General features: G+C 66.2%; 16 protein-coding genes, 1 tRNA gene and 1 other RNA gene. 16 read left to right on the plus strand and 2 right to left on the minus strand.

The window, feature by feature from the left end:
* Positions 1–197: 197 nt before the first annotated feature.
* From ACTIFP_RS07895 to ACTIFP_RS07955, 13 genes are all read left to right on the plus strand, one after another.
* Positions 198–1,301: a cysteine desulfurase family protein gene (locus ACTIFP_RS07895; RefSeq protein WP_439568159.1), complete on the plus strand. Its 1,104-nt coding sequence runs from the start codon at positions 198–200 to the stop codon at positions 1,299–1,301.
* Positions 1,298–1,636, plus strand: coding sequence for a 2Fe-2S iron-sulfur cluster-binding protein (locus tag ACTIFP_RS07900; RefSeq protein WP_439568160.1), 339 nt, complete (start codon positions 1,298–1,300; stop codon positions 1,634–1,636). The genes ACTIFP_RS07895 and ACTIFP_RS07900 overlap by 4 nt, the downstream gene beginning before the upstream one ends.
* 59 nt (positions 1,637–1,695) lie before the next feature.
* Positions 1,696–1,793: signal recognition particle sRNA small type (ffs, locus tag ACTIFP_RS07905), an RNA gene on the plus strand.
* Positions 1,794–1,885: 92 nt separating this feature from the next.
* A complete protein-coding gene (locus ACTIFP_RS07910) occupies positions 1,886–2,920 on the plus strand; it encodes a hypothetical protein (RefSeq protein ID WP_439568161.1) in 1,035 nt (344 codons plus the stop codon).
* Between the two features lie 39 nt (positions 2,921–2,959).
* Positions 2,960–4,663 (plus strand): DNA polymerase III subunit gamma/tau, encoded by a 1,704-nt coding sequence (locus ACTIFP_RS07915; RefSeq protein WP_439568162.1) that lies wholly within the window; start codon positions 2,960–2,962, stop codon positions 4,661–4,663.
* Positions 4,660–4,995, plus strand: coding sequence for a YbaB/EbfC family nucleoid-associated protein (locus ACTIFP_RS07920; protein ID WP_439568163.1), 336 nt, complete (start codon positions 4,660–4,662; stop codon positions 4,993–4,995). Before ACTIFP_RS07915 ends, ACTIFP_RS07920 begins: the two co-directional genes overlap by 4 nt.
* 124 nt (positions 4,996–5,119) lie before the next feature.
* Positions 5,120–7,516, plus strand: a complete 2,397-nt coding sequence (gene lon, locus ACTIFP_RS07925; RefSeq protein ID WP_439568164.1) for an endopeptidase La — start codon at positions 5,120–5,122, stop codon at positions 7,514–7,516.
* Between the two features lie 167 nt (positions 7,517–7,683).
* Positions 7,684–7,956: an HU family DNA-binding protein gene (locus tag ACTIFP_RS07930; RefSeq protein WP_088441614.1), complete on the plus strand. Its 273-nt coding sequence runs from the start codon at positions 7,684–7,686 to the stop codon at positions 7,954–7,956.
* A gap of 160 nt (positions 7,957–8,116) precedes the next feature.
* A tRNA-Val gene (locus ACTIFP_RS07935) sits at positions 8,117–8,191 on the plus strand.
* 87 nt (positions 8,192–8,278) lie between these two features.
* On the plus strand, positions 8,279–8,587 hold the full coding sequence (locus ACTIFP_RS07940) for a PepSY domain-containing protein (protein ID WP_439568165.1): 309 nt from the start codon (positions 8,279–8,281) through the stop codon (positions 8,585–8,587).
* A 128-nt stretch (positions 8,588–8,715) separates the two neighbouring features.
* Positions 8,716–9,381: a response regulator transcription factor gene (locus ACTIFP_RS07945; RefSeq protein WP_439568166.1), complete on the plus strand. Its 666-nt coding sequence runs from the start codon at positions 8,716–8,718 to the stop codon at positions 9,379–9,381.
* A gap of 113 nt (positions 9,382–9,494) precedes the next feature.
* The gene (locus ACTIFP_RS07950) at positions 9,495–10,799 is read left to right on the plus strand and encodes a sensor histidine kinase (RefSeq protein WP_439568232.1); all 1,305 of its coding nucleotides are present in this window, start codon (positions 9,495–9,497) and stop codon (positions 10,797–10,799) included.
* Between the two features lie 222 nt (positions 10,800–11,021).
* On the plus strand, positions 11,022–11,924 hold the full coding sequence (locus ACTIFP_RS07955) for an OmpA family protein (RefSeq protein WP_439568167.1): 903 nt from the start codon (positions 11,022–11,024) through the stop codon (positions 11,922–11,924).
* Positions 11,925–11,984: 60 nt separating this feature from the next.
* On the opposite strand, the gene ACTIFP_RS07960 is transcribed toward ACTIFP_RS07955, so the two are convergent.
* Both ACTIFP_RS07960 and ACTIFP_RS07965 read right to left on the minus strand, forming a co-directional pair.
* A complete protein-coding gene (locus ACTIFP_RS07960) occupies positions 11,985–12,680 on the minus strand; it encodes a glutathione S-transferase N-terminal domain-containing protein (protein ID WP_439568168.1) in 696 nt (231 codons plus the stop codon).
* Complete coding sequence (locus tag ACTIFP_RS07965) at positions 12,677–12,961, minus strand: chorismate mutase (RefSeq protein ID WP_439568169.1); 285 nt, start codon at positions 12,959–12,961, stop codon at positions 12,677–12,679. The genes ACTIFP_RS07960 and ACTIFP_RS07965 overlap by 4 nt, the downstream gene beginning before the upstream one ends.
* A 104-nt stretch (positions 12,962–13,065) precedes the next feature.
* Between ACTIFP_RS07965 and ACTIFP_RS07970 the strand changes: the two genes are divergently transcribed.
* Genes ACTIFP_RS07970 through hrpB form a run of 3 tightly spaced genes read left to right on the plus strand, consistent with a single transcriptional unit; the run spans position 13,066 to position 16,951 of the window.
* Positions 13,066–14,079: a polyprenyl synthetase family protein gene (locus tag ACTIFP_RS07970; RefSeq protein ID WP_439568170.1), complete on the plus strand. Its 1,014-nt coding sequence runs from the start codon at positions 13,066–13,068 to the stop codon at positions 14,077–14,079.
* 8 nt (positions 14,080–14,087) lie between these two features.
* Entirely contained in the window at positions 14,088–14,477 is a 390-nt protein-coding gene (locus ACTIFP_RS07975) for a DUF1801 domain-containing protein (protein ID WP_439568171.1), read from the plus strand.
* Positions 14,477–16,951 (plus strand): ATP-dependent helicase HrpB, encoded by a 2,475-nt coding sequence (gene hrpB / locus ACTIFP_RS07980; RefSeq protein WP_439568233.1) that lies wholly within the window; start codon positions 14,477–14,479, stop codon positions 16,949–16,951. The genes ACTIFP_RS07975 and hrpB overlap by 1 nt, the downstream gene beginning before the upstream one ends.
* Positions 16,952–16,959: the final 8 nt, after the last annotated feature.

The following is a 16,959-nucleotide window of genomic DNA, read 5'->3' on the forward strand; positions in this document are numbered from 1 at the left end:
GGCGAAGCGAAGATGGCGCCTATATAGAAATTGCGTTGCATGTTGCAACTTTTGCGAATCGTTCGCAATAAGACTTGTTCTAAAGGCTGCCTCTCGTCCGTTCGTGTCGAGCGAAGTCGAGACACGTGAAGACGTGCGCGACCCAACGTGTCTCGACTTCGCTCGACACGAACGGGATAAGGGGGCAGATGCCGCCCATGATCTACCTCGACTATCAAGCGACAACGCCGCTCGCTCCCGAGGCGCGCGAAGCGATGCTGCGCTGGCTGGCGGGGCAGGGGGAAGGCGCCAATGACCTTGGGGGCTTTGCCAACCCGTCAAGCACGCACAAGGCCGGGCGCGCTGCGGCGGCCGCGGTTGAGGTTGCCCGCGACCAGGTCGCGGCGCTGTTGCCGAAGGGTGGACGCACCTTCTTCACTTCGGGCGCGACCGAGGCGCTCAATTGGGCGCTGCTGCGCGGCGCCGAGGTGATGCCGGGCGGCGTTGCGGGACTGAGCATCGAACATGCCGCGTCGCTGCAATGCCTCGAACGGTTGCACGCCACGATCCTGCCGGTGAACGCCGATGGCGTCGCGTTGCCACCCGACCCCGCTCTGATCCCCGAAGGCGGCATCGTCGCGGCGATGCTGGTCAACAACGAGGTCGGAACGATCCAGCCGGTCGCCGATTTCGCCGCCGCCGCGCATGCGAAGAACAGCCTGCTGCTCTGCGACGCGGTGCAGGGCTATGGCCGCGTCGCAATCCCGGAAGATGCCGACCTGATCGCCATTTCGGCGCACAAGATTCACGGTCCCAAGGGCATCGGTGCGCTGTGGGTAAAGGACGGCATCGACCTGCCGCCGCTGATGTTCGGCGGCGCGCAGGAGCAGGGGATGCGCTCGGGCACCGTCTCGCCCGCGCTGTGCGCCGGGTTTGGTGCCGCCGCGGCGCTTGCGGCTGAGCGGTTCGACAAGGATGCCGAGCACGTCGAGCGCCTCTGGTCGCTCGCCCGCGACATGCTGCCCGAATGGACGCTCAATGGCGCGGAGGGCGCGCGGTATCACGGCAACCTCAACATCCGCCGCGAGGGCGTGAACGGCCTTCGCCTGATGTCCGACGCGCGCGACATCGCCTTTTCGCTCGGCAGCGCGTGCGGCAGCGGCTCGGGCAAGGTCAGCCATGTACTGCGCGCGATGGGCGTCAGCGAAGCCGATGCCCGCGCCTCGATCCGCCTCGGCTGGGGCCGCTACACCAGCGAAGGGCAATTGCGCGACGGGCTGACCGCGATCAAGGCCGCGGCCCGGTTACAGGGGATCAATTGATGCGCGTCACCTTCATTCACGCCGATGGCAAAGGCCGCACCGATGCCGACGCCGAACCGGGCTCGATCCTGCTCGACGTCGCGCAGGCGCATCTGATGCCGCTGGAGGGAACGTGCGAAGGCCAGATGGCCTGTTCGACCTGCCACGTCATCGTCGCGAAAGAGGACTTCGACCGCCTGCCGCCGGCAAGCGAGATGGAAGAGGATATGCTCGACCTCGCCGCCGGCGTGCGCCGCACCAGCCGCCTCGCGTGCCAGATTTTGCTCACCGAGGCGCTGGACGGCCTGACCGTGCACATCCCGGGCGAAAGCCACAACATGCAGGGGCCGCGCTGAGCTACGCGAGAGCTTTCGGATGACAACTTGCATTTCACTCCATCCCCCGCCATATGCGCTGCGGAAGTCGGGCGGACGTGGTCTTCGCCAACCCGGTCAGGTCCGGAAGGAAGCAGCCGCAACGAATTCGCCGCGGGTCGTTCCGGCTTCCACCCTCCCAAAAATCATCGCCAGCCGACCGGTACATCACGGGCCTTGCTTTGACCCATATGGCCCGCCAACTCCGTGTCGGACTTGGTGGGGGATGATATGCGTCGGTGGGGATTTGTTGCAGCGGCGGTGCTGACGGTGGCGTCGGGGTCGGCGGCCGCGGCCGAACCCGTCGTTGCGGGATCGGCATTGCCCGGACTGTGCGGATGGGAACAGGCGGGACCATTCCGGTTCGGCGCGCCAAGGGCCGAAGCGCGGCCAGGTCCGGCGGGGGTGACGCTCGATCGCGTATATGCCCCTTTCACGGGCGCAAATCTCGTTACGACGAGCTGGTCCGATGCGGTCATGCTGGTCGAATTTCGTGCCAAGATCGCTGAAGCGGAAGCCGGACTTGCCGCCGAGGCGGGCGTGGCATCGGCGCTCGAAAAGGCCGGTTGGACCATTGCCCGCGATGCGCCTCGCGAGCCCGCACCCTCTGCCCCTGAAATTGCCGACGCCAGCCGTCTCTACAGCAGGACGATCGACGGCGACGGAGCGCCGGGGCTGCTCTACGCGGGCCTGAGCTGGCGTGGTGGGCGGCTGACGCTGGCTTGCGCGCGGGCGGACTTGCTGGCGCTCGATCGACGCGAAGCGGAAGGCGTTCTGCCCGATGGGGCGCAGCGCCCCGTACCGCCGTCGCCCATAACGGCGACGCCGATTACCGCCGACCAGTGCAAGGACGCCGCGACACGGGATCTGACAACGGCCGTGTTCAACGGCGGCGCCGACCCCTATGTCGATCAGGTGACCGACCAGCGCGCCTATTGGGACCGGCTGGCACGATGGTTCCGCTGGCGCCTTGAAAAGTCGGGCAAGGCCGATGCCGCGCAGCTCGACGAACTGCAGTTTGCGGCGGAAGATGCGAGCCGCGAAGACGCGCCGGCAGACCCGCTCGCCGCGGTGCTGGGGCTGATCATATCGATACCGCAGCTCGAGGATGCCCGGAAATCTAATGATGCTCGCCAGATATGCGCAGCTTATGCCGAAACCGCCGCCTTGCTGACGAGCGATCTGTTGCAACGAACCGAGCGGTCGAAGCGCCTCAGCGCGGTCTGGGCGGCGGAAGCGGCGCGATTGGGCGTCGGGCTGGATTAAGCTCTTCGTCTTTCGACGGGTCGTGGCTAAGACGATGCCATGAGCGATTCCGCCGACGACGAACCCCCGATGCTGGGAATGGACCTGCCCGAGGTGAAGCCGCAGGCGTCCGTCGGCCCGTACCGCGTACTTGCCCGCAAATATCGCCCGCAAACCTTTGCCGAACTGATCGGCCAGGATGCGATGGTGCGCACGCTGGGCAATGCGATTGCGCGCGACCGGCTGGCGCATGCCTTTCTGATGACCGGCGTGCGCGGGGTCGGCAAGACCTCGACCGCGCGCTTGATCGCGAAGGCATTAAACTGCATCGGACCCGACGGGCAGGGCGGGCCGACGATCGATCCGTGCGGTGTGTGCGAACCCTGCCGTGCGATCACCGAAGGGCGCCACATCGACGTCATCGAAATGGACGCCGCGTCGAACACCGGCGTCGACGATGTGCGCGAGATTATCGAGGCGGTGCGCTATGCCGCGGTGTCGGCGCGCTACAAGATCTACATCATCGACGAAGTGCATATGTTGTCGCGTAACGCCTTCAATGCGCTTCTGAAAACGCTCGAAGAGCCGCCGCCGCACGTCAAATTCCTGTTCGCGACGACCGAGGTCAACAAGGTGCCGGTGACGGTGCTGTCGCGCTGCCAGCGGTTCGATCTGCGCCGCATCACCCCCGACATGCTGTTCGCGCATTTCAGCGCGATCCTGCAAAAGGAAGGCGTCGAGGCCGAGGCGCCGGCAATCTGGCTGATCGCCAATGCCGCCGAAGGATCGGTGCGCGACGGCCTGTCGATCCTGGACCAGGCGATCGCGCACGCCGACCTCGATGGCGGGGGCCGGGTGAGCGCCGACCAGGTGCGGATCATGCTCGGGCTGTCCGACCGCTCGGCGATCACGCAGTTGATGGGAGCGATCCTGAGCGGCGATGCTGGCGCGGCGATCGATCTGGCGCGCGCGCAATATGCGCTCGGGATCGAGCCCGTCGCGATGGTGCGCGGGTTGATGGACCTGGCCCATGCGGTGACGCTCGCCAAGGTGGCGCGGCATGACGACCCCGCGCTGGCCGAGGCCGACCGCGAACGCATTGGCGACTGGGCCCAAAAGCTGGGCTTCGCGCCGCTGAATCGGCTGTGGCAATTGCTGCTCAAGGGGCATGACGAGGTGCTGCGCGCGAACAATCCGCTCGAGCATCTGGAAATGCTGTTGCTGCGCGTGATCTATGCCGCCGCGATGCCCGACCCCGGCGAACTCGCCAAACTGCTCGAATCGGGACGGCTGCCGACGATGCCGCTCGCGGTACCGCCCGCGGCGGGGCAGGAGACTGCCGTAGCGGCGCCGGTCGCAGCGGCACCGCCCGCCGCCGAGGTTCCGGCGGCGTCGCTGACGATCGCGCAGATCCACCAATTGCTCGAAAGCAGCGGGCATCACCGGCTGGCGGTCGAGGTTCACGATCATCTGCGGGTCATCACCCTCGAACCGGGACAGCTGGTCTTTGCCCCGACCCCGGCGCTGTCGGAGGCCTTTCCGCGCGACCTTGGCGACGCCTTGTTCGCTGCGACCGGCAGCCGCTGGTATGTCCGCACCGGCGAGGGCGAGGCGCGACCGAGCCTCGGCGAGGTGCGCGCCGCCACCGCGGCCGACAATGACGCGCGGATCCGCGAACTGCCGGTGGTGAAAGCGGCGCTCGCGGCTTTTCCCGACGCCAGCCTTGAAGACCCCGCCGACAATCGCCATAAGTCCAACCCATGAAATCGATCGAAGAGATGATGAAGGCGGCGCAAGAAGCCGCCGCCACGGTGCAGGCGCAGATGCAGGAGGCGCAGGCGAAGCTTGACAGCGTCGAGGTCGAGGGCGTGTCGGGCGGCGGGCTGGTGCGCATATTGGCCAGCGCGAAGGGGCGGATCAAGGCGATCAATATCGACGACAGCCTGATCGTCCCCGCCGAAAAGCAGATGCTCGAAGACCTGCTCGCCGCCGCGTTCAACGACGCGCGCGAAAAGGCCGACCGCGCCAGCAACGAAGAAATGGGCAAGATGACGAGCGGATTGCCCCTGCCGCCGGGCTTCAAGCTGCCCTTTTGAGGCGGTTTTGCCCCCGCTGTTCAGCGCAGCGACATTGAATGCGTACCAAGTTACGCCATATTAGCGATGAACACCCTATAAGAAGGGCGGTGCGTCCGGTCGTGACGCTCGCCCAGGAGCCGTAATGACGCAATCTTTTCCTCTGCTGCCGCTGCGTGACATCGTCGTTTTCCCGCACATGATCGTGCCGCTGTTCGTCGGCCGCGACCGTTCGGTCGCCGCGCTCGAGACCGCGATGGAATCCGACAAGGAAATCTTCCTCGTCGCGCAGCTCGATCCGGGCGAGGACGACCCGCAGCGCGACGATCTGTACGACGTCGGCGTGATCGCCACCGTGCTCCAGCTGCTGAAGCTGCCCGACGGCACCGTCCGCGTGCTCGTCGAGGGCAAGGAACGCGCGAAGCTGCTCGCGCTCACCAACGAAGACAAGGCCGTGATGGCGAGCGTGAAGCCGGTCGGCGACACGATCGACGACAGCGTCGACACCGCCGCGCTGATGCGCTCGGTCGTCGACCAGTTCGAAAATTACGCCAAGCTCAACAAGAAGATGCCTGCCGAAACCGCGGTGCAGTTGTCGCAGATCGAGGACGCCTCGCGCCTCGCCGATTCGGTTGCCGGCAACCTCAACATCAAGGTCTCGGACAAGCAGGCTTTGCTCGTCGAAGATGCGCCGTCGAAGCGGCTCGAAATGGTCTTCGCTTTCATGGAGGGCGAGCTTGGCGTGCTGCAGGTCGAAAAGAAGATCCGCGGCCGCGTGAAGCGCCAGATGGAAAAGAGCCAGCGCGAATATTATCTCAACGAACAGTTGAAGGCGATCCAGCGCGAGCTTGGCAACGACAATGGCGAGGGCGGCGACGACCTCGCCGAGCTGCAGCTCAAGATCGACAGCCTCAAAATGTCGAAGGAAGCCAAGGCCAAGGCGCAGGCTGAAATGAAAAAGCTGCGCGCGATGGCGCCGATGTCGGCCGAGGCGACCGTTGTCCGCAACTATCTCGACACGCTGATCGGCCTGCCGTGGGGCAAGAAGTCGAAGCTCAAGAAGGATATCGCGAAGGCGCAGGAGGTCCTCGATGACGACCATTATGCGCTCGAAAAGGTCAAGGACCGGATCGTCGAATATCTGGCGGTGCAGGCGCGCACCAATAAGCTGAAGGGCCCGATCCTCTGCCTCGTCGGCCCTCCGGGCGTCGGCAAGACCAGCCTCGGCAAGTCGATCGCCAAGGCGACCGGGCGCGAGTTCATTCGCCAGTCGCTGGGCGGCGTGCGCGACGAGGCCGAAATCCGCGGCCACCGCCGTACGTACATCGGCTCGCTGCCGGGCAAGATCGTGACGAACCTCAAAAAGGCCGGCACGATGAACCCGCTGTTCCTGCTCGACGAGATCGACAAGCTCGGTCAGGATTTCCGCGGCGATCCGGCCTCGGCGCTGCTCGAAGTGCTCGACCCCGAACAGAACGGCAAGTTCCAGGACCATTATCTGGAGGTCGATGTCGACCTGTCGGACATCATGTTCGTCACCACCGCCAACTCGCTCAACCTGCCGCAGGCGCTGCTCGACCGCATGGAAATCATCCGGCTCGAAGGCTATACCGAGGATGAGAAGGTCGAAATCGCCAAATTGCACCTGATCGCCAAGCAGATCGAGGCGCATGGGCTGAAGGACGGCGAATTCACGCTGACCGACGAGGCGCTGCGCGACCTGATCCGCTATTACACGCGTGAGGCTGGCGTCCGCACCCTCGAACGTGAAATTGCGCGCCTTGCGCGCAAGGCGCTGCGTCGCATCCTCGAAGGCAAGGCCGAAAGCGTGACGATCACGCCCGAAAATCTCAGCGATTTTTCGGGTGTGCGCAAATATCGTCACGGCATGGGCGATCTGGAGGATCAGATCGGCGCCGTCACGGGCCTGGCGTGGACCGAGGTCGGCGGCGAATTGCTGACGATCGAGGCGGTGACCGCGTCGGGCAAGGGCCAGGTGCGCACCACCGGCAAGCTCGGCGAGGTGATGACCGAATCCGTCCAGGCGGCGCTGTCGTTCGTGAAAGCGCGCGCGCCAAGCTATGGCATCAAGCCCAGCCTGTTCGCACGCAAGGACATCCATATCCACCTGCCCGAGGGTGCGGTGCCAAAGGACGGCCCGTCGGCGGGCGTCGGCATGGTCACCGCGATGATTTCGACCCTGACCGGGATTGCGGTGCGCCGCGATGTCGCGATGACCGGCGAAGTCACGCTGCGCGGCCGCGTGCTCGCCATCGGCGGGCTCAAGGAAAAGCTGCTCGCGGCGCTGCGCGGCGGCATCACGACGGTGCTGATTCCGGAAGAAAATGAAAAGGATTTGGTCGAAATCCCGGCGAATATCACCGGCGGGCTCAAGATCATTCCGGTCAGCCATGTCGATCAGGTGCTTGCCGAGGCACTGGTCGCTCCGGTCGTGCCGATCGAGTGGACCGAAGCCGACGAACTCGCCGCTTCGCCGCCGCTGGCGCCCGGTGCGGACCCCGAAACGACGATTCGTCACTGAGCCCGGTCGTTTCGGGTCTGGCACGCCTGCTTTTCGTCGCAAAAACGTCGTTTAGCGGCGGTTTTCGCCCTTTTTTGCTTTGACAAGGCAGGGCGAAACGGCGTTAGTGACGCGCCATGGCACGGCCATGAATCATTCAACCAACCATAAGCAGGGGTTCCTTAGGCATGAACAAGCAAGACCTGATCGCCGCCGTCGCAGACTCGAGCGGCCTGACCAAGGGCGATGCCAGCAAAGCGGTTGAAGCCGTTTTCGAAGCAATCACCGGTTCGCTCAAGAAGGGCGGCGAAGTCCGTCTCGTTGGTTTCGGCACGTTCGCGGTCAGCAAGCGCAAGGCGTCGACCGGTCGCAACCCGCGCACCGGCGAAACGATGACCATCGCGGCGTCGAACCAGCCCAAGTTCAAGGCCGGCAAGGCCCTCAAGGACGCCGTCAACTGATGGCCTTTCCCTTTGGGTGAGAATATGTCGGGCCGTGGCGCAAGCCGCGGCCCGATTTGCATCGGTGCCGTCAAATCCATGCAAAAGCCCGTTGCAATCATCGTGGCAGCGGCTATGGACGTCCGGCTTTCGGACGTCGGGCTTTGGCCAGCAACCGAACGGGCGCGTAGCTCAGCGGTAGAGCACACCCTTCACACGGGTGGGGTCACAGGTTCAATCCCTGTCGCGCCCACCATGGCCCCTTGGCCATGGTGAAAACCGAAACAGGGGCTGACGCGATCATTCATCGCCTATTCAATGCCTTTGGATTAGAGAAACGGCCATGATCCGTACCCTGACCCTTGCCCTCACGTCTGCCCTGCTGCTCACCGCCGGGGTACCCGCGGCTGCGCGCAGCGATCGCGACCAGGACAATCTGCGCGAAGCGGCGGCGCAGGGACAGGTCGTGCCGCTCAACCGGCTGATCGCCGATGTCCGTTCGCGTGCGCCGTACAGCGGCATGACCTATCTGGGCGGGCCGCAGTTCGACGCCGGGCGGATGATCTATGCGCTGAAGTTCATGGACGGCAGCCAGGTCGTCGTCGTCTATGTCGACGCGCGCACCGGCCGGATCATCGGCCGCAAACCCTGACATTCCAGCCTGCCGAACCCCGGCGCCAACGATTCATCGCAACGAGATTTTGCGATGATCGTTCGGACTTGATACACAGTCGAAACATGCGGCCGGTCCCGTCCGGTTCGCCAAGGAAAGGCGTCTGAATGCGGATCTTGATTGTCGAAGACGAACCCACGCTGGGTCCGCAGCTGAAGGCGACGCTGGAAGCGACCGGCTATGCCGTCGATTTGGCGACCGATGGCGAGGATGGCCATTTCCTCGGTTCGACCGAAAATTACGACGCTGCGATCCTCGACCTGGGGCTGCCCGAAATCGACGGGCTGACCGTGCTCGACCGCTGGCGCCGCGAAAAGCGCAATTTCCCGGTGCTGGTCCTGACTGCACGCGACAGCTGGTCGGACAAGGTCGCAGGGCTCGACGCGGGCGCTGACGATTATCTGGCCAAGCCGTTTCAGACCGAGGAACTGATCGCGCGGCTGCGCGCGCTCATCCGCCGCGCCGCGGGTAATGCGTCGAGCGAGCTGATCGCGGGTGATGTCCGGCTCGACACCCGCTCGGGCCGGGTCACGCTGGCGGGCGAACCGGTGAAGCTGACCGCGCAGGAATATAAGCTCTTGTCGTACCTGCTCCACCACAAGGGCAAGGTCGTGTCGCGCACCGAGTTGATCGAACATATCTACGATCAGGATTTTGACCGCGATTCGAACACGATCGAGGTGTTCGTGACGCGTATCCGCAAGAAACTGGGTGCCGACATCATCACGACGATCCGCGGTCTGGGCTACCAGCTCGACGATCCGCAGGGCTGAACCGCTCGGCCATGGCCGATATGGACCCAGCCCCGGCAACCGCGACGGCGCCCGATGCAGCGGAAAAACCCGCCGCGCTGACCAGCCGCATCACCGGCTCGCTGGCGCGCCGCATGATCGCGATCGCGGCGCTGTGGATTTCGGTGCTGCTGATCGGCGGCGGCTTCGCGCTCGACCGGGTGCTGACCGGCGCGATCACGCGCAATTTCGATTCCAGCCTGGAATATGTGCTGATCGCGATGATTCGTTCATCGGAAATCGGCCCCGACGGCGAGGTGCGGCTGGTCGAACCGCTGGGCGATCAGCGGTTCCTTGAACCGTATAGCGGCCTGTACTGGCAGATCAGCGGCGGCAATCAGGAGCCGTATCGCTCGCGTTCGCTGTGGGAACGGTCGCTGAAGGCGCCGACCCCGCATATCGACGACCAGATCCACACCTATGACAGCAACCAGTTTCCCGACGAGGAACTGCGCGTGCTGGAACGCAATGTCATCCTGCCGGGCAGCAAAGTCAGCTGGCGGTACCAGATCGCGCAATCGCGCGAGGCCCTGGATGTACAGGTCGGCGCGGTGCGCGCGACGCTGATCCCCAGCCTCGCGCTGCTTGGCCTTGGCCTCATCATCCTTGCGGCGCTCCAGACCTTTTACGGGCTGTGGCCGCTGCGCCATATCCGCCGCGCCATCGCGGCGATGCGCGGCGGGCAGAACCGGCGCGTCGATGCGCCGCTGCCGCTGGAAGTGCAGCCGATGGTCGACGAACTGAACGCGCTACTCGCGCATAACGAAAAACAGGCCGAGGAAGCGCGGCTGCACGCGGGCAATCTGGCGCACGCGCTCAAGACCCCGCTGACCGTGCTGCTCAACAGCGCGACCAGCCAGACGTCGCCGCTGGCCGACACGGTGCGGCGCGAGGCGGCGACGATGCAGCGGCAGGTCGAGCATCATCTGGCGCGCGCCCGCGCAGTCGGACGCCGCGGCGCGGCGCAGGCGCGCGCCAACGTCCGCGATAGCGTCGACAGCGTGACGCGCGCGGTGGCGCTGCTCTATCCGCAGGCGCGGCTCGACGCGGCGGGCGACAAGCAGCTGGTCGCGCGCGTCGAACGCCAGGATCTCGACGAACTCGTCGGCAATTTGCTTGAAAATGCCGCCAAATATGGCGGGGGCAGCGTTTTCGTAACGATTCAGCGCGACGGCACGATGGCCGAAATCCTGATCGAGGACGACGGCCCCGGCATCTCGCCCGCCGACCGGACCCGCATCTTCGACCGCGGCGTGCGGCTCGACAGCGGCAAGCCGGGAACCGGGCTGGGCCTCGCGATCGTGCGCGACGTCGCCGAAATCTATGGCGGCAGCATCGCGCTGGAAGAGAGCGAGGATCTGGGTGGGTTGCTGGTGCGGCTGCGGCTGCCCGCCGGTTAGCCGCGTCGGGGAGGAGCCGCGGTTCGGCCAGACCTCCCAAATCGCTCGATCACACCCGGCGAAGGCCCCAAATCGTCGCCATTTTGGGGCGCTCGGCATCGGTTCGCCGCACAATCCGCTCCAATTGTCCGCGCAAGCGACAGTCCCGTCTTGCGGCGCGCGGCGAGTTGCCAGAAGGGGCGGCGGGAATACGCGGGGGCGGCTCATTGAAGGAGTAGGGTCATGCGTACCATTTCGAAAAATCCAAAAACTTTGTTGTTGCTCGCCATGCTGGCCGGGGCAGCGCCCGTCAGCCTTGCGGCCCAGTCGCAGGAACCGGCCCAAGAACCGGCACAGGAGCAGGCCGACGGTGACGTCATGGCGACCGTTTATGGCACGCTGCCGTCGCCCGACCAGATGACCAAGGGACCGCAGGTCGAAGGCATCATCGCGGCACGCAGCGACGGTCGGATGCGGATCCGCACCGCCGACGGCAACAATACGACGATCGCGATCGCCGATTATACCAAGATCAAGTCGAAGGGCGGCTTCCTGGGCCTGAGCAGCAACAAGCTGGCCGCCGATTCGCTGCTCAACGGCCTGCCGGTGACGGTCGACACGCTGCAATGGGACGGCGGCCTCGTCGCTAGCCAGGTCGATCTGAAGAGCAAGGATCTGCGCACCGCGTCGATGATCCATACCGGCACCGACCAGCGCTTTGCCGAACAGACCGCGGCGACCGAGGCGCTGCGCAGCCGCGTCGGCGACATCGACCAATATAATGTCAAAGCCACGACCAACGTGAATTTCGACACCGGCAAGGCGGTGCTGTCCGAACAGGCCAAGGCCGATCTGTGCACCGCTGCAAATCAGGCCGAGGGGATGGACAACGCCCTGCTGCTCGTCGTCGGCTACACCGATTCCACCGGCAGCCAGGAACTTAACCAGGAGCTGAGCGAAAAGCGCGCCGGCCGCGTCGTCAATCATCTCCAGCAGGCTTGCGGCTGGAAACCCTATCGCATGCTGACCCCCACCGGGATGGCCGAAGCCGACCCGGCGGCGGACAATATGACCCCCGAAGGCAAGGCGCAGAACCGCCGCGTGGCGGTGAATATCCTCGTCAGCAAGGGGCTCGATGGCCTTTAAGCGTTAAAGCGCTCGGGGGGCAGGGTCGCCGCCCCCCGGGTTCTTGGCTTAAGTGATCGCTCAGGCCGCGGTGACCACCAGTCCGCGCTGCACCGCCGGCCGCGCCAGCCCGGCATCGAGCCAGCGCTGGACCTGCGTGAAACGGTCGAAACCGACGATCTCGGCGGCTTCGTAAAAGCCGATCAGGTTGCGCACCCAGCCGAGCAGCGAAATGTCGGCGATGCTGTAATCTCTGCCCATGACCCACGGCCGATCGGCCAGCCGCGCATCGAGCACGCCAAGCAGCCGCGCCGATTCCGCCGCATAACGGTCGCGCGGGCGCTTGTCCTCATATGCGCGCCCGGCAAATTTGTGGAAAAAGCCGAGCTGGCCGAACATCGGGCCGACGCCGCCCATCTGCCACATCACCCACTGGATCGTTTCGTAACGCGCGCCGGGATCGGCGGGCAGCAACTGCCCGCTCTTGTCGGCAAGATAGATCAGGATCGCTCCCGATTCCCATAGCGCCAGCGGAACGCCGCCGGGGCCGCCGGGGTCATAGATCGCCGGAATCTTGCCGTTTGGATTGAGCGCCAGAAAGGCCGGATCATGGCTTTCGTTCGCCATGATGTCGATGCGGTGCGCTTCATAGGGCAGCCCCGTTTCCTCGAGCATGATCGCTGCTTTGACGCCGTTCGGCGTCGGCGCGGAAAACAGCTGGAGCCGATCAGGATATTGCGCCGGCCAGCGCGCGAAGATCGGATGCGGCGCGCTCACGTGCCTGCCTCGCGCACCTGCTGGTGATGGCGGATCACTTCCTCGATGATGAAGCGCAGGAACTTCTCGCTGAATTCGGGGTCGAGGTCGGCGTCGCGCGCCAGCGACCGCAGCCGCTCGATCTGCCGCTCCTCGCGGCCCGGATCGGCGGGGGGCAGGCCGTCGCGCGCTTTCAACTCGCCGACCGCCTTGGTCACCTTGAACCGCTCGGCCAGCATATAGACAAGCGCCGCGTCGATATTGTCGATGCTTTGGCGATAACGGCTCAGTTGGTCGTCCATGCGCGGCTCCTCTCGTTCGGGGCACGCTTGGCACCGGCAAGGGCCTGCTGGCAAGCCGAAAGTCGTTGCAAAATCGCGGCCGCGCGGCCAAGGCTCGCCGCATCATGACTGCCGAAATCCACCAGCTCTACGGCGAACGGCCCCCCTCGCTCGACCCGATGATGGCGCTTGTCGCCGCCGATATGAACGAGGTGAATTCGGTCATTCTCGACCGCATGCAATCCGAAGTGCCGCTGATCCCCGAACTCGCCGGCCACCTGATCGCCGGCGGCGGCAAGCGCATGCGCCCGATGCTGACGCTCGCGTGCGGCAAGCTGCTCGACTATCCGGGCCGCCGCCACTGCAAACTGGCAGCGGCGGTCGAATTCATCCACACTGCGACCTTGCTCCACGACGATGTCGTCGACAAATCGGACCTGCGCCGCGGCCGCAAGACCGCGAACCTGATCTGGGGCAACAGCGCGTCGGTGCTGGTCGGCGATTTCCTGTTCAGCCGCGCGTTCGAGGTGATGGTCGAGGACGGGTCGCTGAAGGTGCTCAAAATCCTGTCGCGCGCCTCGGCGGTGATCGCCGAGGGCGAGGTTAACCAGCTCTCGGCGCAGCGCCGGATCGAAACGAGCGAGGACCAGTATCTCGCGATCATCAACGCCAAAACCGCCGAGCTGTTTGCTGCGGCGTGCAAGATCGCCGCGGTCGTCGCCGAACGCGACGAGGCGACCGAAGCCGCGCTCGACGCCTATGGCCGCAACCTCGGCATCGCGTTCCAGCTGGTCGACGATGCGATCGACTATGTCTCGGACGCCGAAACGATGGGCAAGGGGGTCGGCGACGATTTCCGCGACGGCAAGGTCACGCTGCCGGTGATCCTCGCCTATGCGCGTGGCAGCGCCGAGGAGCGCGACTTTTGGAAGCTCGCGATCACTGGCCATCGCACGTCGGACGAAGATCTCGCCCACGCGACCCGGCTGCTCCGTCAACATGGCACGATCGACGATACGCTGGCGCGGGCGCGCCACTATGGTCAGCGCGCGGTCGATGCGATCGGCGGCTTTCGCGCCAGCCACGCGAAGGCGGCGCTGACCGAGGCGGTCGCCTTCGCCGTCGCGCGCGCCTATTGAGCCGCGCGATGGCAATGGGAATGGGTCCGGTCGCGGAAACTCCCGATGCCTATATCGCCGCGCTGTCGGGCTGGCAGCGCGACCGTGCCGAAATGATGCGCGCGGCAATCATGAGCACCGCGCCGTTCGCCGAAACGATCAAATGGACCAACCTGGTTTTCATGGCGAACGGGCCGTGCATCCTGATCCGCGCTGAGGAACAGCGCGTCCTGCTCGGCTTCTGGCGCGGCAAGCGGCTGCGAGCGATCGAGCCGCGGATCAAGGCGAGCGGCAAATATGAACTCGGCAATCTGGTGCTGACCGAAGCGACCGAGGTCATCGCCGAACAGGTCGCGCACCTCGCCGCCGCGGCGCATCGCCTCAACGCCGAACTGGGCAATCCCGCGGCGCGGGCGTGATGCAGCCGCTCCCGATCGATCAGGTCTTGCCCGACATCATGGCGGCGCTGGTGCTCAAACCCAATGCCGTCGTCGTGGCGCCGCCGGGGGCGGGCAAGACGACGCGCGTCGCGCCCGCGCTGCTCGCTCAGCCATGGTGCAGCGGCGATGTCTGGCTGCTGTCGCCCCGTCGGCTGGCGGCGCGCGCCGCGGCCGAGCGGATCGCCGACGAGATGGGCGAGCCGGTCGGCGGCAAGGTCGGCTATGCGACACGGCTCGACAGCAAACAATCGGCGGCGACGCGGCTGTTGGTGATGACCCCCGGGCTGTTCCGCAACCGCATCCTCGCCGATCCCGAACTCACCGGTGTGTCGGCGGTGTTGTTCGACGAGGTGCACGAACGCAGCCTCGATGGCGATTTCGCGCTCGCGCTGGCAATCGATGCCCAGCAGGGGCTGCGCGACGATCTGCGGTTGATCGCCATGTCGGCGACGCTCGACGGCGCGCGCTTCGGGGCGCTGCTCGGCAACGCGCCGGTGGTGCGAAGCGAGGGCAAGATTTTTCCGCTCGACCTCCGCCATATTGGCCGCCGTGCCGAGGATCGACTGGAAGCAAGCGTATTGGTCGCGGTGCGGCAGGCGATGGCCGACGAGGGCGCCGAAGAGAGGGGGGGCGACATGCTCGCCTTCCTGCCCGGCGCCGCCGACATCGAACGCGCCGCGGTGGCGGTCGAGGCGGCGGGGCTGCCGCTCGTCGTTCACCGCCTGCACGGCCAGATCGACCCGATGCTCCAGCGCAAGGCGCTCGTCCGCGACCCCGATGGCGGGCGCAAGCTGATCCTCGCGACGAGCATCGCCGAAACCAGCCTGACCATCGACGGGGTACGGATCGTTATCGATGCCGGACTGTCGCGGCGGCCGCGCTTCGACAAGGCGGCTGGGATTGCCCGGCTGGTCACCGAACGCGCCAGCCAGGCATCGGCGACCCAGCGCGCCGGCCGCGCCGCGCGGCAGGGGCCGGGGGTCGCTTACCGCCTGTGGGAAGGCGCGGCGACGACGGGCATGCCGCCATTCGACCCGCCCGAAATCCACGAAAACGACCTGATGCCCGTGGTACTCGATTGCGCGAGCTGGGGGATCATCGATCCGCGCCAATTGGGCTGGCTCGACCCGCCGTCGCCCGCCGCGATCGCCGATGCCAAAATGCGCTTGCAGTCGATCGGCGCGCTGGCCGACGACGGCCGGATCACCGCGCATGGCAAGGCGCTCGCCGCGATCCCGCTGCCGGTGCCGCTCGCGCATATGCTGCTCGACGCGGCGCGCGCCGGCGAGGGCGAGATGGCGGGACGGCTCGCGGTGCTGCTCACCGAACCGGGGCTCGGCGGGCGCGGCGTCGATGTCGAGGCGCGGCTTGGGCGCTGGCGCGGCCAGCGCGGCGACCGCAGCGAAGGCGCGGTCCGGCTGGCACGGCGGCTGGCGGGGATCGGTGGCAAGCTGGCGGTGGACGCGGGCGAGGAGGCGCCGCGCTCGATCGGCGGCTGGATCGCGACCGCCTGGCCCGACCGGGTGGCGCGGCAGCGCGCGGGCCAGCGCGGTGAATATCTCAGCGTCGGCGGCCGCGCCTATCGCATCGACCCGGTCGAACCGCTTAGCGGTTGCGAATGGCTCGCGATCGCCGACGCACAGGGCCATGCTGCCGGAGTCCGCATCCTCGCTGCCGCGCCGATCGACCAGGCCGAGGTCGAAGCGATCTTTGCGGGTCGGATCATCGCGCATGCCACGAGCAGCTATGACGCCGCGAGCGACCGCGTCGATCACCGCCGCGAACGGCGGCTCGGCGCGATCGCGCTGACCAGCGGGCAGGCGGGGCGCAGCGACAATGCCGATGACGATGTCGCGCTGCGGCTGGCGGCGGTGCGCACCAAGGGGCTCGGGCTGATCGGCTGGGGACCGGCGGCGCAGGCGCTGCGCCAGCGTGCTTCCTTTGCCGGGGTGGATACCTTGTCGACCGGCGCGCTTGCCGACAGCCTAGAAATCTGGCTGGAGCCGCTGCTTGCGGGCTGCCGCGGCCTGCGCGACATTGGCGACCGCAAGCTGACCGACGCGCTGCTGGGATTGCTCGACTGGTCGGCGCGCCAGCTGCTCGAAAAACATGCGCCCGCCGACTATGTCACGCCGGTCGGGAGCCGTCACCCGATCGATTATGGCGCCGACGGCGGGCCGACGGTCGCGGTGCGGGTGCAGGAACTGTTCGGGCTGGCGCGGCATCCGGCGATTGGCGATCCGCCGGTGCCATTGGTGCTGGCGCTGACCTCGCCCGCGCACCGCCCGATCCAGACGACGCGCGATCTCGTCAGCTTTTGGGGCGGCAGCTGGCACGATGTGGCGCGCGAGATGCGCGGCCGTTATCCCAAACACAGCTGGCCCGATGATCCCGCGACGGCGCGTCCGACCCTGCTGACCAAGGCGGCGCAGGCGCGGCGCGACGGGGCATAAGGTTGGCT

The sequence above is a fragment of the Sphingopyxis sp. genome (assembly GCF_051861155.1).
In the GTDB taxonomy this organism is placed as follows: Bacteria; Pseudomonadota; Alphaproteobacteria; order Sphingomonadales; family Sphingomonadaceae; genus Sphingopyxis.

Coding starts and splice junctions, on each gene's coding strand:
- ACTIFP_RS07950 (WP_439568232.1), top strand. CDS start 9,495: ATGATCGCGATCGCGGCGCTGTGGATTTCGGTGCTGCTGATCGGCGGC.
- ACTIFP_RS07955 (WP_439568167.1), top strand. CDS start 11,022: ATGCGTACCATTTCGAAAAATCCAAAAACTTTGTTGTTGCTCGCCATG.
- ACTIFP_RS07975 (WP_439568171.1), top strand. CDS start 14,088: ATGGCAATGGGAATGGGTCCGGTCGCGGAAACTCCCGATGCCTATATC.
- ACTIFP_RS07920 (WP_439568163.1), top strand. CDS start 4,660: ATGAAATCGATCGAAGAGATGATGAAGGCGGCGCAAGAAGCCGCCGCC.
- lon (WP_439568164.1), top strand. CDS start 5,120: ATGACGCAATCTTTTCCTCTGCTGCCGCTGCGTGACATCGTCGTTTTC.
- ACTIFP_RS07965 (WP_439568169.1), bottom strand. CDS start 12,961: ATGGACGACCAACTGAGCCGTTATCGCCAAAGCATCGACAATATCGAC.
- hrpB (WP_439568233.1), top strand. CDS start 14,477: ATGCAGCCGCTCCCGATCGATCAGGTCTTGCCCGACATCATGGCGGCG.
- ACTIFP_RS07945 (WP_439568166.1), top strand. CDS start 8,716: ATGCGGATCTTGATTGTCGAAGACGAACCCACGCTGGGTCCGCAGCTG.
- ACTIFP_RS07930 (WP_088441614.1), top strand. CDS start 7,684: ATGAACAAGCAAGACCTGATCGCCGCCGTCGCAGACTCGAGCGGCCTG.
- ACTIFP_RS07940 (WP_439568165.1), top strand. CDS start 8,279: ATGATCCGTACCCTGACCCTTGCCCTCACGTCTGCCCTGCTGCTCACC.
- ACTIFP_RS07895 (WP_439568159.1), top strand. CDS start 198: ATGATCTACCTCGACTATCAAGCGACAACGCCGCTCGCTCCCGAGGCG.
- ACTIFP_RS07915 (WP_439568162.1), top strand. CDS start 2,960: ATGAGCGATTCCGCCGACGACGAACCCCCGATGCTGGGAATGGACCTG.
- ACTIFP_RS07910 (WP_439568161.1), top strand. CDS start 1,886: ATGCGTCGGTGGGGATTTGTTGCAGCGGCGGTGCTGACGGTGGCGTCG.
- ACTIFP_RS07970 (WP_439568170.1), top strand. CDS start 13,066: ATGACTGCCGAAATCCACCAGCTCTACGGCGAACGGCCCCCCTCGCTC.